A 10,791-nucleotide genomic window follows, 5' to 3' on the forward strand; every position below is an offset into this window, starting at 1 on the left:
TTGATACTTTTCTGTATTTTGGGCATGTTGTGATTGCATCTGTTGTTGAATATCTTTCAGGGTCTCTTGGTTTTTCCATGTTTTATTATCTAAATTAGTTATTATTCGCATAAGTAACAGCCTCCTAGTGTAACAAAGACTTGTCTTGATTTTCAGAGGCGAGGATGTTGTTTTCCCCTACTAGATTTATATTCCAGTCGGTGCTTGGCATCACTTTTATGAGTAGATCGGATAGGTTGTATAGTAGTTGGGGGGTTAGGTTTAGGCTGATATTCTGACTTTGATTACTCTCAAATATAAGGACAATCTTGGTGTTTTCGTAGACATTGACGGTGATTTTTTCTACCAAAATGGGTATCTCGCCCATCGGAAATTTATTGCCATTGTTAAAGGGGGTTTCATAGTCGTCTTTTTCAATGATGTGCCGATGTTGTATTTTTTGCTCCATTTGCTGTTGTTGCGATTCGGGTATTGTCAATAGATCATCGGGGGTAGTGTGGGTAGATAAAGAATGGGTGATAGTACGGTTAAGAATATCCCAAAATGAGATGATAATTCGACGGGTTAAAAACAGGCGGAATTCTTCCTTGTCTTGGCTGTTAATGCTGAGAATAAGTCGGTCTTCTTGGGTTAAATAAGACATTTGCATTTGATGTATGTTCATACCAAGGTTCCATTTTCTAAGGTTAAGAATTGATCCATTTTTTTTGCAATATTCATATCATGTGTCACCAGAATTAAAGCTGATTTTTGCTGTTGATTGAGCTCCATCATTAAGCCCAAAACTTCCTGTGCATTTTTTGCATCTAAGTTGCCTGTGGGCTCATCCGCCAATAGACAACTTGGGTTGTTAATCAAAGCACGCGCAATTGCCACTCGTTGACGCTGACCACCAGAGAGTTCTGCGGGTCGATGATTGAGTCGGTTTTGCAGACCGATATCTGAGAGTAGTTTGCTAGATTTTTCAAGTGCTAAATGCGTGGCATCACCACGAATGAGTAGTGGCATTGCTACATTATCTAAGGCACTAAAATCTTTTAATAGATGATGAAATTGATAAATAAACCCTAAATGTTGTGCACGAAGGTTGGTAATTGCCTCTTCGCTGAGTTGTGATAAATCAGCGTTGTTGATCATAACTTTTCCAGTAGTGGGCTGGTCCATGCCACCTAATAAATTTAGCAAGGTGGATTTGCCACAGCCAGATTGTCCGATAATCGCTAATGACTCTGCAGGGTTAATTTCTAAATTTAGTGCATTTAATACTGGCGTTTTAATCTCACCGTCATTATAAGCATAACCCAAATTTTGACATTCGATAATCTTATTCATGGTTAAGTACCTTTGAGATCTGCAACTTTCCTGCGCGTTTTGCAGGGTAAATGGAGGCAAGCACGACTAGGACAAAAGCCCCAACTGCAACCATAATCACATCATCTAAGTGAATCTCAGAAGGGAAACGGCTGATATAAAAGACATCTTTAGGGAAGAATTGAAAACCTAATATTGACTCAATCACACCAATCACAGATTCAATGTTAAGCGCAAGCATAACCCCTAATATTGTGCCTATAACAATGCCGATAATACCTATGGTAACGCCTTGATAAAAGAATAGTTTGACAATGCGTTTTGGTGTCATGCCGATGGTTCTGAGAATGGCAATATCGGCTTTTTTATCAGTAACCACCATTACCATCATTGAGACAATATTAAAGGTAGCCACAGCAATAATCAGTGACAATATAATGCCAATCATTTGTTTTTCAAGATTAAGCGCCTTGATGAAATTAGCTTTCTGCTGTGTCCAATCAACACCGTAATATTGTCCAGAATCTAGATCATTGACCGCTTCGTTGGTAATTTTTTTGGCATTAAATAAATCATCAACTTTGAGTCGGATGCCCGATACTTTGTCTTTCATCGCATATAACAACTGTGCTTGATGTAGCTCAATAAAGGCTAAATTATTGTCATATTCACCAATACCCGCATCAAAAATACCGCTAACTGTAAAACGCTTAAATCTCGGTTGCACTCCCATAATATTAGCGGATAGTTGTGGTGTTAATAAAGTAACTTTACTGCCAACCATTACACTTAATTTTGTTGCCAAACCTGAGCCAATTAAGATGCTAGACTTGTTTAATTCTGCATTGCCAGATTTTATTTTATCCAGTAAAACAGAGGTCTTTTTCTCTAACTTAGGTTGAATGCCTCTAATGCTGATGCCTTGTGAGCCAAACGAGGTATTGATAAGTGCGTATTTTTGTATATAAGGTGAGGTACTAACGACATTTGGGTGTTTGTTAATTTTTGCTTGTAATGCTTGCCAATCCTCAATTGTATCGCCGTATCCTGTAATGTAAGCGTGTGAAATAGCACCTAGTACTCTATCGCGCAGTTCTTTATGAAAGCCATTCATGACGGATAGCACGGTAATTAATGTTATAACGCTAAGCACCAATCCAACGATAGAGACGCCAGAAATGAAAGAAACAAAGCCTTTCTTTCGATTGGAGCGTAAATATTGGTTAGAAATTTTAAATTCGATACTCATAAGGCTAATATTTTGTCATAATTAGCACCTTAAAAGTAAAAGAAAGAAGGGGTGTATGTCAAATATAACGATTAAAGATAAAATTGACCAATTGGGCAACCTAATGATTGAAATTTTTCATATTGTTGGTTTGTTTGTGGTCGGTGTAACCATTGCATGGTCAGCAGTTAGTGAGTATTTGCTGATTATGGCTCAAGAATCTAACTTTGCCTCGCTTAAGGATATTTTGCTTTTATTTATCTATTTAGAGTTAGGGGCAATGACCGGTATTTATTTTAAAACCCATAAAATGCCAGTTATTTTTTTGATATTTATTGCCATTACAGCCATTACGCGTTTTTTAGTGATTGATATGAAATCTTTGGTGGAGCATGATAAGTTTAACTTGCTTATTATGGTAGTTTCTATTTTGGTGTTATCAATTGCAGCAGGGGTGTTGAAATTTACCGAGAAGAAATATCAATCTAATGGTAATTATTAAGCATACAAAGGTGCTTTAGTAATGATGGATTTAAATATTCGCAGTACGGTTAATTATTTGTTATTGCCAGTCTCAGTGGTTTTTTATCTATTATCGTTTGTGAGAAAAATCTTGTATCGTATCGGTCTGCTATCCACATATCATTTTGATGCGCCTGTGGTGGTGGTAGGTAATATTACCGTTGGTGGTAGTGGCAAGACCCCCATTGTTATGGCCTTAGTTAAGCATTTTAAGCAGCAAGGTAAAAAGGTCGGGGTGGTTTCACGCGGTTATGGCGGTACACATACTAAAGGCAGTTTATTGGTTGATAAAAACACCTTAGCCAGTTTATCTGGTGATGAGCCTTTACTGATTGCCACTCAATCTGATGTATGGGTAATGGTGAATAAAAATCGTGCACAAGCAGTGAGAGATTTAATCACTCAATATAAGCTAGATATTGTTATTAGTGATGATGGTTTGCAACATTACGCCATGGGGCGCAGAGTTGAGGTTGCAGTTGTAGATGGTGAGCGTCGTTTTGGCAATGGTTTCTTTCTGCCTGCTGGGCCGCTTAGAGAGTCAGTCGCAAGATTAAAAAGCGTCGATTTTGTCATTAACAATGGTGCACAGCATACAGGCGAATACACCTCAAAACTAACGCCAAAATCATTTATTAATTTATCTACAGGTGTGGCTCAATCACTTGATTTTTTTGAAAAGATAGCCTGTTACGCCGTGGCGGGTATTGCTCATCCGCAGCGCTTTTTTGATACACTATCTGAGCTTGGTATCTTGGTTGAACCTCACGCATTTTCTGACCATTATGCCTTTACTGAAAAAGATTTGAGTTTCACCAAGGATTATCCAATTATTATGAGTGCTAAGGATTGTGTAAAATGTAGGCAATTCGCAACGAAGCAGATGTGGTATTTGCATTCTGAGGTTGATTTGAGCGATGATTTTTTGACAAAACTAGATGCTAAATTATGATGGATGAATCCCTATTAAAATTATTAGTTTGCCCACAAAGCAAAGCACCACTCAAGCAAGTGGGCGATGAGTTGATTTGTGAAGAGAGTGGACTGGCTTACCCAATTATTGACGATATCCCAGTGTTATTGGTCGAAGAAGCAAGAAAAATAAATTAATGGATTTTTCTGTTATTATTCCTGCACGCTATGCATCAACTCGTTTGAGTGCTAAATTACTAAGAGATATTCACGGCAAGCCACTCATTCAATACACCTATGAAAATGCCCAAAAAAGCGGTGCATCTAATGTGATTATTGCCACAGATGATAAACGCATTGAGAAAGTTGCCAACGGTTTTGGCGCAACAACCTGTATGACCAGTGAGGCTCACACATCAGGCACTGCTCGTATTGCAGAAGTATTGGAAACACTGAGTATTGATGATGAACAAATCATTGTTAATGTGCAGGGTGATGAGCCAATGTTAGACGAGCAAGCGATCAAACAAGTGGCAAACAATTTGGCCAATTCTAAGATGCAAATGGCAACATTATGTGAAAATGTGACAGACAAGGCACAATATTTAGACCCAAATTGTGTGAAAGTGGTGTTTGATAAATTTGGCAAGGCGCTGTATTTTTCACGCTCACCTATTCCTGCTTTTCGAGATGAGGCAGATTTTAATACAGCGCTGTGCTTTAAGCATATTGGCATTTATGCTTATCGCTCAGGTTTTATCAAGCAGTATTTGACCATGAGTAACTCAGACTATGAACAAGTCGAGAAATTAGAACAACTTACTGTGCTTAATGAAGGGTTTGATATACATGTTGCACTTGCTTGTGCCCCAACAGGTTTTGGTGTGGATACTGCTCAGGATTTAGAAAAAGTAAGGAAGGTGTTACAGTGATCATTGATGGCAGGAAAATCGCACAAGATTTAAGAGCAGATATTGCGACTCAGGTAGCGTTACTTGGTCGTAAGCCAGGCTTGGCAGTGATTTTGGTGGGCGATGACCCAGCATCTAGCGTGTATGTGCGCAACAAGGGCGATGCTTGTAAGGAAGCGGGTTTTTATGCTGAAAAAATTAACAAATCTAGCGATATTACTCAGGCTGAATTGTTAGCAGAAGTTGAGCGTTTAAATAATGATGATAGAGTTGATGGTATTTTGGTGCAATTACCATTGCCAAAACATTTGGATGCTAACCAAGTGATTGAGTCCATTGATCCTACAAAAGATGTGGATGGTTTTCATAGCGAGAACATCGGAAAACTAATGCAAAATAAACCCTTTTTACGCCCTTGCACACCCAAAGGGGTGATGACCCTATTGGCAACAATAGGTGTTGATTTAGTAGGTAAAAATTGTGTAGTGGTGGGTAGCTCAAACATTGTTGGACGACCTATGGCAATGGAGTTTTTAAACGCGCGTGCTACAGTCACGATTTGTAATAGTAAAACTCAAGATTTACCCAGAAAATTAAAACAAGCTGATATTATTGTGGTAGCTGTTGGCATTCCGAAAATGATTCAAGGTGAATGGATTAAGCAAGGTGCTGTTGTGATTGATGTTGGTATTAATAGATTAGACGGCGGCTCTTTGATTGGTGATGTGGATTTTGAGTCTGCCAAGGAAGTTGCTAGCTGTATTACACCAGTGCCTGGCGGTGTTGGACCGATGACCATTGCCACATTATTAGAAAATACATTAATCGCCTATAGGGCAAGGGAGGAAAAATGAAATTATTATTAAAAGGCTTTCGAAATGGACTGGGCGCAATTATCGCCTTTATTAGTTGGCTAATTCCAGTGAGCAAAGTTAAGCGCGGTGAATCCGAACAGCAAGAAGTGGACGAACAAACAGCCAATATCGAACTGTATCAATTTTTTGGTTGTCCATTTTGCATCAAGAGCAGAAGGGTGATTAGACGCTTAAATCTTAACATTGTTACCAGAGATGCACAAAATAGACAGGGTGTTTACAGGGCAGAATTACTCAAAGAAACGGGAAAGACCCAAGTGCCTTGTTTAAAAATTACTAAGGGTGATAAAGTTGAGTGGATGCTTGAAACTTCTCAGATTATTGCTTATTTAGAAAAGCGTTTTGGCTAAGATTGTCTAGGTAAGAAACTTTGTAATTGCTTAATAGTTGTGTTAAGTTCAATTTGAGAGTGAGCTGTAATATTGATATGCCCTAATTTTCTATCGGCGCGCTCTTCTTTGTCATATAAATGCAAATGCGTATTTGGCAGCTTAAGCACGGTATCAATCTCACCAATCTCACCAATAATATTAATCATTGCACACAATGGATGGGTTGGCGTGGTATCACCTAATGGCATACCAGTAATAGCACGCACATGGTTTTCAAATTGTGAAGTGTTGGCACCGTCAATGCTCCAATGTCCAGAATTATGCACGCGAGGCGCCATTTCATTTGCCACTAGTCCAGTTTCTGTTTCAAAGAGTTCAATGGTTAAAACACCGACATGGTTCATTTCATCAAGCAAAGTTTGCATATAGTGTTGCGCCGTTTTCTGCACTTCAGGGTCAATAGATTGAGCAGGTGCAATGGTTAATCGTAGGATGCCATCATGATGTGTATTTTCAACCAAGGGATAATATTTGTGATTGTTATCAGTATCACGCACTGCAATTAATGAAAGCTCTCGTTTGAAATTAACAAAGCCCTCAAGAATAGATTCTTTCGCCTTCATACTATTCCAAGCTTGGGTAATTTGAGCAGTATCGCGTATCAAAAATTGACCTTTGCCATCATAGCCCTCAGTGGCAGTTTTTAAGATGGCGGGTAGCCCAATTATTTCAACTGCTTGTTTTAAATCTTCTTCAGAATTCACCATTTTGTAAGGCGCACAAGGGATATTGAGTTGATTAAATAAGGCTTTTTCACGACCACGATGTTGCGTGGTGAATAGAGATTTTGTGCTAGGATGAACTGCAACTGTTTTGGCTATTTTTTTGACAGATTCTACATCCGTATTTTCACTTTCAAAGGTAATGACATCAGCAAAATCAACCAAAGATGCATTATCATTAATAAATAGTTGGCCTAATAGCGATGAAGGCTCATGATGAGAATTTCCCGAAAAACCAAATTGATGACCAAGCGAATAACCAGCAATAGCAAGCATTCTACCTAATTGACCCGCGCCTAAAACACCGACTTTCATTTAGAGGGTAGGGTTGGGATTGTTGAGAACATCCTGTGTTTGTTTGACTCTGAAAGCAACAACTTTTTCTCTGAGGGTATTGTCTTCATTAGCAATAATTTGCGCTGCTAAGATACCAGCATTTTTTGCACCTGCCTCGCCAATTGCCAATGTACCAACTGGAATACCACCTGGCATTTGTGCGATAGATAATAGTGAATCTTGTCCGCTAAGTGCGCGTGATTGAATAGGAACACCTAAGACGGGTACGATGGTTTTACTTGCTACCATACCAGGTAAGTGCGCTGCACCCCCTGCACCTGCAATGATAACCTTTAGTCCGCGTTGACTGGCAGTGTTGGCGTATTCAAACATTAAATCAGGTGTGCGATGTGCTGATACCACTTGTACTTCATGTGGGATGCCAAATTCCTCCAACATTTCTACTGCATTTTTCATGGTTGGCCAATCAGATTTTGACCCCATAATAACACCAACAAGAGCATCCATTGATTTCTCCAAAATTTTTGTATGTTTAAATTATACTTAATTCAAAGTCTGGGTGTAAAAAAGGCAAATGCCCAGTATTAAGTAGGGTGAGCGATATATTCTGTGCTTTATACCATTTAACAATATCAACAGGTACTAAGGTATCTCGCTTGCCCAAGATGACTTGCACGGGTATTGTCAATTGTTTTAATGGCTTGCGTAGGTCAGACTTTAATAAAATATCCAAGCCTTGACTCAGTGCATTAGGGCTTGCAGGTAATGCATCAATAGAGCGATTAAGTGATTTGAGTTGTGCCTTATTGTCAGTTTGCAAGCTAATAAAACGCTTTAAACCTTTGGATAAATTGAGTTGTAAAGTGTTCGAGAATTGTTCAAAATTATCCGCATCAATGCCATAATTCCAGTCACTATCCTTGATAAATTTAGGTGTAGAGGCAAGCAAGATAAGTTGAGAGATTTTGATTTTTTTAGCAATATTTATTGCCAACAACCCACCCAATGACCAGCCTAATAATATTGGATTATCAGGCAAGATTTTAATAATTTCATCACACCATTCATTAAGCCCACCATCAACATTGGCACTTCTACCATGCCCGGGCAAATCAATAAGGGTGATGCGGTATTGGTTTTTATAGTCATCAATCAAGCTGTTAAACAATTCGGAATTAAACCCCCAGCCATGAAGCAACACCAAATCAACCCCAATACCTTGCGTGTTACTGTATAGCATATTTAAGTTGGGTGAGTAGTTGTTTAATTTGGTTTTGTGTATGGTTGGCACTTAGTGTTATTCTTAAACGCGCCGTATCTTTCGGCACAGTTGGTGGGCGGATGGCACCAACATAAAAGCCTGCATTTAGTAATTCTTTTGAAAGGTGAATTGCCTTTTCGCTACTGCCCACAATGAATGGCTGAATGGCACTATTAGAATTTTTCATGGGTAAGTTTAAGACTTTAGAAAGTTTTTTAAAATAACGAATATTGGCTAATAATTTAGCGTTTTGCTCACCCTGTTTAATCAGTTCTAAGCTTTTTAGTGTGGCAACACACAAAGCAGGTGCAGTCGCGGTGGTGTAAATATAAGGGCGTGATTTTTGGATTAAAAAATCAATCAAATCTTCATCACCAGCCACAAACGCCCCCATTGTGCCTGCAGCCTTGCCTAGTGTTGCCATGTAAATCGAATTTTTTGGAATGATTGGCGCAAACACACCAAATCCATGTGCATCATCCTGCATTAAAAGCGCACTAGATTTTTTCACAGTTTTTTCAATACCTTTAATATCAGCCCGATCACCATCCATGCTAAATACTGTGTCAGTGGCAATTAATCCTTGCCCTGATTGTTTTGCTATTTTTTTTTCAAGCGCAATAATATCATTGTGTAAATAGCGCTGAAGTGGCAAACCAATCAAATGATTGGCGTCAATCAGCGAGGCGTGGTTAAGCTTGTCCTGTAATACCCAGTCAAGCTCATCTTTAAGTGCAGAAAACACCCCAATATTTGCCGTATAACCGGTTGAAAACAACAGTGCTTTTTCCTGCCCCGTATAATCAGCCAATGCCTCCTCTAACGCCTGATGTGCTGGCGTGTGTCCGCTAATCAAATGCGATGCACCAGCACCAACGCCGAATTTATCCACTCCTTGTTTGAACGCCTCTTTAACTTGTGGATGACTGGCAAGCGATAGATAATCATTTGAGCAAAAATTTATCAATGATTTTCCATTGATAATCATCTGCGTATTTTGTGTATTTTCAGATATTTTTCTTGAGCGATAAAGATGGCTCTGTTTAAGGCTTGATAATTTTTTTGAAAAATCCATGAATCTATTTTATAGCTTGTAAGGCAACTTGATAATACAATATAATTCACCTCTTACATATTATCTAGAGACAGCATGAAAAAAACATTCAGCTTTTCACATCCTAAAAAACAAAGACCCAGAGTGGTTGAAGCCATTAAATACGAACTTAAAAAATACATTAAACGCGAGCGTAATAAAAAATTACCTGACAATGTGGATTTTTGGGATTTTGATTGTCGCTATGGTGCTAACGAGGATTCTTGCAGTGTCATTCATGTTTCTGAAATTAACAAAGTAATTTCAGAGGCTGATGCAGAGGGTTTGGATTCTTTTTTCTTAGAAGTTCTGTCCAAACCTAGTGTACGAATTAAAAAACCTGAAGAAGAAAAAAGGCAGAAAACTTTTTAGATTAAGTTTTCTAAGATAAGGGGGCGCAAACATTAATAGCAAGACTAGCAAGAATTGTTATACCTAACTACTCCATCACATTGCCTAAGAGGTAATAAGCGACAAGGTATATTTTGTGGGTCTTGACTAGTTAAGAAATTTTGAATTATCACAGATTGAAGTTGATGAGTGTTACTTTGGCGCTCGCAGAGTTAGTGGTAAACGCGGTCGTGGCACTAAAGAAAAACTATTGTTTTTGGATTGTTAAAGCGAGGTGACAAGGTTTATATTGAGATTGTAGATAACTGCTCTGTAGCAACTCTACAAAGCGTTATAAAGGGAAAACAAGCATCAATAGTGCTATTCATTCTGATGGATGGCGAGGGTATAATGGTTTAGTAGATTTTGGTTATATAAAAACATTTTAGGGTGTATCATGGTAAGAGTGAGTTTGCTAGCAGGCAATTCTCATATTAACGGGATAGAATCTTTTGGGGTTATACTAAAACAAGGCTGGTGAAATTTACAGGAATGAATAGAAATATATTTAGTCAACCCTTAAAAACCACACAACAAATTGATTTATAACAATAAAACCAACAATAACCCTAGACAAATCAACCAACTTTTGTTAAAATACCTCTTATTTCTTGGTCGTTTTGCTTAAAAAAATGTTAACTAAATCCAGCCCAATATCCACCCAATCAAATCTTTTTCATTCAGAGCTCTTTTCTCAATTAGATGTCAAAGACCCTTTAATACAACTAGCCAACACTATTAATTGGACAGTCTTTGATGATGCCTTTGAGCAACATTACTCTCAAAACAATGGCAGACCCTCAAAACCCATCAGGCTGATGGTAGGTTTGCTTTTGCTTAAACAACTAGAAAACCTCTCTGATGAGCGTGTTGTTTT

Annotated in this window: 15 protein-coding genes and 1 pseudogene; 9 read left to right on the forward strand and 7 right to left on the reverse strand. The window is 38.4% G+C overall.

The window, feature by feature from the left end; translation table 11 throughout:
• Positions 1-124: 124 nt before the first annotated feature.
• The 3 genes from BHECKSOX2_RS06660 to BHECKSOX2_RS06670 are packed head-to-tail and all read right to left on the reverse strand — an operon-like array spanning position 125 to position 2,560.
• Positions 125-664 (reverse strand): hypothetical protein, encoded by a 540-nt coding sequence (locus BHECKSOX2_RS06660; RefSeq protein ID WP_139682970.1) that lies wholly within the window; start codon positions 662-664, stop codon positions 125-127.
• The gene (locus tag BHECKSOX2_RS06665; RefSeq protein ID WP_139682971.1) at positions 661-1,332 is read right to left on the reverse strand and encodes an ABC transporter ATP-binding protein; all 672 of its coding nucleotides are present in this window, start codon (positions 1,330-1,332) and stop codon (positions 661-663) included. The genes BHECKSOX2_RS06660 and BHECKSOX2_RS06665 overlap by 4 nt, the downstream gene beginning before the upstream one ends.
• Positions 1,325-2,560: a lipoprotein-releasing ABC transporter permease subunit gene (locus tag BHECKSOX2_RS06670; RefSeq protein WP_139682972.1), complete on the reverse strand. Its 1,236-nt coding sequence runs from the start codon at positions 2,558-2,560 to the stop codon at positions 1,325-1,327. The genes BHECKSOX2_RS06665 and BHECKSOX2_RS06670 overlap by 8 nt, the downstream gene beginning before the upstream one ends.
• A 55-nt stretch (positions 2,561-2,615) precedes the next feature.
• Here BHECKSOX2_RS06670 and BHECKSOX2_RS06675 point away from each other — a divergent pair, with 55 nt between their 5' ends.
• The 6 genes from BHECKSOX2_RS06675 to BHECKSOX2_RS06700 are packed head-to-tail and all read left to right on the forward strand — an operon-like array spanning position 2,616 to position 6,109.
• The gene (locus BHECKSOX2_RS06675) at positions 2,616-3,041 is read left to right on the forward strand and encodes a phosphate-starvation-inducible protein PsiE (protein ID WP_139682973.1); all 426 of its coding nucleotides are present in this window, start codon (positions 2,616-2,618) and stop codon (positions 3,039-3,041) included.
• 21 nt (positions 3,042-3,062) lie between these two features.
• A complete protein-coding gene (gene lpxK, locus BHECKSOX2_RS06680; protein ID WP_245391345.1) occupies positions 3,063-4,013 on the forward strand; it encodes a tetraacyldisaccharide 4'-kinase in 951 nt (316 codons plus the stop codon).
• Positions 4,010-4,171 carry a Trm112 family protein gene (locus BHECKSOX2_RS06685; protein ID WP_139682974.1) on the forward strand — a complete coding sequence of 54 codons (162 nt, stop codon included), beginning with the start codon at positions 4,010-4,012 and terminating at the stop codon, positions 4,169-4,171. Before lpxK ends, BHECKSOX2_RS06685 begins: the two co-directional genes overlap by 4 nt.
• Complete coding sequence (gene kdsB / locus BHECKSOX2_RS06690) at positions 4,171-4,905, forward strand: 3-deoxy-manno-octulosonate cytidylyltransferase (RefSeq protein ID WP_139682975.1); 735 nt, start codon at positions 4,171-4,173, stop codon at positions 4,903-4,905. Before BHECKSOX2_RS06685 ends, kdsB begins: the two co-directional genes overlap by 1 nt.
• On the forward strand, positions 4,902-5,738 hold the full coding sequence (gene folD / locus BHECKSOX2_RS06695; RefSeq protein WP_139682976.1) for a bifunctional methylenetetrahydrofolate dehydrogenase/methenyltetrahydrofolate cyclohydrolase FolD: 837 nt from the start codon (positions 4,902-4,904) through the stop codon (positions 5,736-5,738). The genes kdsB and folD overlap by 4 nt, the downstream gene beginning before the upstream one ends.
• Entirely contained in the window at positions 5,735-6,109 is a 375-nt protein-coding gene (locus tag BHECKSOX2_RS06700) for a glutaredoxin family protein (RefSeq protein WP_090716171.1), read from the forward strand. The genes folD and BHECKSOX2_RS06700 overlap by 4 nt, the downstream gene beginning before the upstream one ends.
• Here BHECKSOX2_RS06700 and BHECKSOX2_RS06705 read toward each other — a convergent pair.
• From BHECKSOX2_RS06705 to BHECKSOX2_RS06720, 4 genes are read right to left on the reverse strand one after another with little or no spacing between them, the layout of a single operon-like run.
• A complete protein-coding gene (locus BHECKSOX2_RS06705; protein WP_139682977.1) occupies positions 6,106-7,188 on the reverse strand; it encodes a 5-(carboxyamino)imidazole ribonucleotide synthase in 1,083 nt (360 codons plus the stop codon). The two genes, BHECKSOX2_RS06700 and BHECKSOX2_RS06705, sit on opposite strands and share 4 nt — an antisense overlap.
• Positions 7,189-7,677: a 5-(carboxyamino)imidazole ribonucleotide mutase gene (gene purE, locus BHECKSOX2_RS06710; protein WP_090716166.1), complete on the reverse strand. Its 489-nt coding sequence runs from the start codon at positions 7,675-7,677 to the stop codon at positions 7,189-7,191. It lies immediately after the preceding gene.
• A gap of 25 nt (positions 7,678-7,702) precedes the next feature.
• Positions 7,703-8,410 carry an alpha/beta fold hydrolase gene (locus BHECKSOX2_RS06715; RefSeq protein ID WP_139682978.1) on the reverse strand — a complete coding sequence of 236 codons (708 nt, stop codon included), beginning with the start codon at positions 8,408-8,410 and terminating at the stop codon, positions 7,703-7,705.
• Entirely contained in the window at positions 8,397-9,506 is a 1,110-nt protein-coding gene (locus BHECKSOX2_RS06720) for an aminotransferase class I/II-fold pyridoxal phosphate-dependent enzyme (protein WP_139682979.1), read from the reverse strand. The genes BHECKSOX2_RS06715 and BHECKSOX2_RS06720 overlap by 14 nt, the downstream gene beginning before the upstream one ends.
• Before the next feature lie 75 nt (positions 9,507-9,581).
• Here BHECKSOX2_RS06720 and BHECKSOX2_RS06725 point away from each other — a divergent pair, with 75 nt between their 5' ends.
• The 3 genes and pseudogenes from BHECKSOX2_RS06725 to BHECKSOX2_RS06735 form a co-directional block, all read left to right on the forward strand.
• Positions 9,582-9,896: a DUF6172 family protein gene (locus BHECKSOX2_RS06725; protein WP_139682980.1), complete on the forward strand. Its 315-nt coding sequence runs from the start codon at positions 9,582-9,584 to the stop codon at positions 9,894-9,896.
• Between the two features lie 151 nt (positions 9,897-10,047).
• A pseudogene (locus BHECKSOX2_RS06730) lies at positions 10,048-10,463 on the forward strand (IS1595 family transposase); the annotation flags it as partial.
• Between the two features lie 83 nt (positions 10,464-10,546).
• On the forward strand, positions 10,547-10,791 hold a 245-nt coding region (locus BHECKSOX2_RS06735), incomplete at its 3' end, for a transposase (RefSeq protein WP_180323630.1).

The organism is thiotrophic endosymbiont of Bathymodiolus puteoserpentis (Logatchev), from assembly GCF_900127505.1.
Lineage (GTDB): Bacteria > Pseudomonadota > Gammaproteobacteria > PS1 > Pseudothioglobaceae > Thiodubiliella.

Coding starts and splice junctions, on each gene's coding strand:
- purE (WP_090716166.1), bottom strand. CDS start 7,677: ATGGATGCTCTTGTTGGTGTTATTATGGGGTCAAAATCTGATTGGCCA.
- BHECKSOX2_RS06670 (WP_139682972.1), bottom strand. CDS start 2,560: ATGAGTATCGAATTTAAAATTTCTAACCAATATTTACGCTCCAATCGA.
- BHECKSOX2_RS06675 (WP_139682973.1), top strand. CDS start 2,616: ATGTCAAATATAACGATTAAAGATAAAATTGACCAATTGGGCAACCTA.
- BHECKSOX2_RS06660 (WP_139682970.1), bottom strand. CDS start 664: ATGAACATACATCAAATGCAAATGTCTTATTTAACCCAAGAAGACCGA.
- BHECKSOX2_RS06700 (WP_090716171.1), top strand. CDS start 5,735: ATGAAATTATTATTAAAAGGCTTTCGAAATGGACTGGGCGCAATTATC.
- BHECKSOX2_RS06685 (WP_139682974.1), top strand. CDS start 4,010: ATGATGGATGAATCCCTATTAAAATTATTAGTTTGCCCACAAAGCAAA.
- BHECKSOX2_RS06715 (WP_139682978.1), bottom strand. CDS start 8,410: ATGCTATACAGTAACACGCAAGGTATTGGGGTTGATTTGGTGTTGCTT.
- BHECKSOX2_RS06720 (WP_139682979.1), bottom strand. CDS start 9,506: ATGGATTTTTCAAAAAAATTATCAAGCCTTAAACAGAGCCATCTTTAT.
- BHECKSOX2_RS06665 (WP_139682971.1), bottom strand. CDS start 1,332: ATGAATAAGATTATCGAATGTCAAAATTTGGGTTATGCTTATAATGAC.
- lpxK (WP_245391345.1), top strand. CDS start 3,063: ATGATGGATTTAAATATTCGCAGTACGGTTAATTATTTGTTATTGCCA.
- BHECKSOX2_RS06705 (WP_139682977.1), bottom strand. CDS start 7,188: ATGAAAGTCGGTGTTTTAGGCGCGGGTCAATTAGGTAGAATGCTTGCT.
- kdsB (WP_139682975.1), top strand. CDS start 4,171: ATGGATTTTTCTGTTATTATTCCTGCACGCTATGCATCAACTCGTTTG.
- BHECKSOX2_RS06725 (WP_139682980.1), top strand. CDS start 9,582: ATGAAAAAAACATTCAGCTTTTCACATCCTAAAAAACAAAGACCCAGA.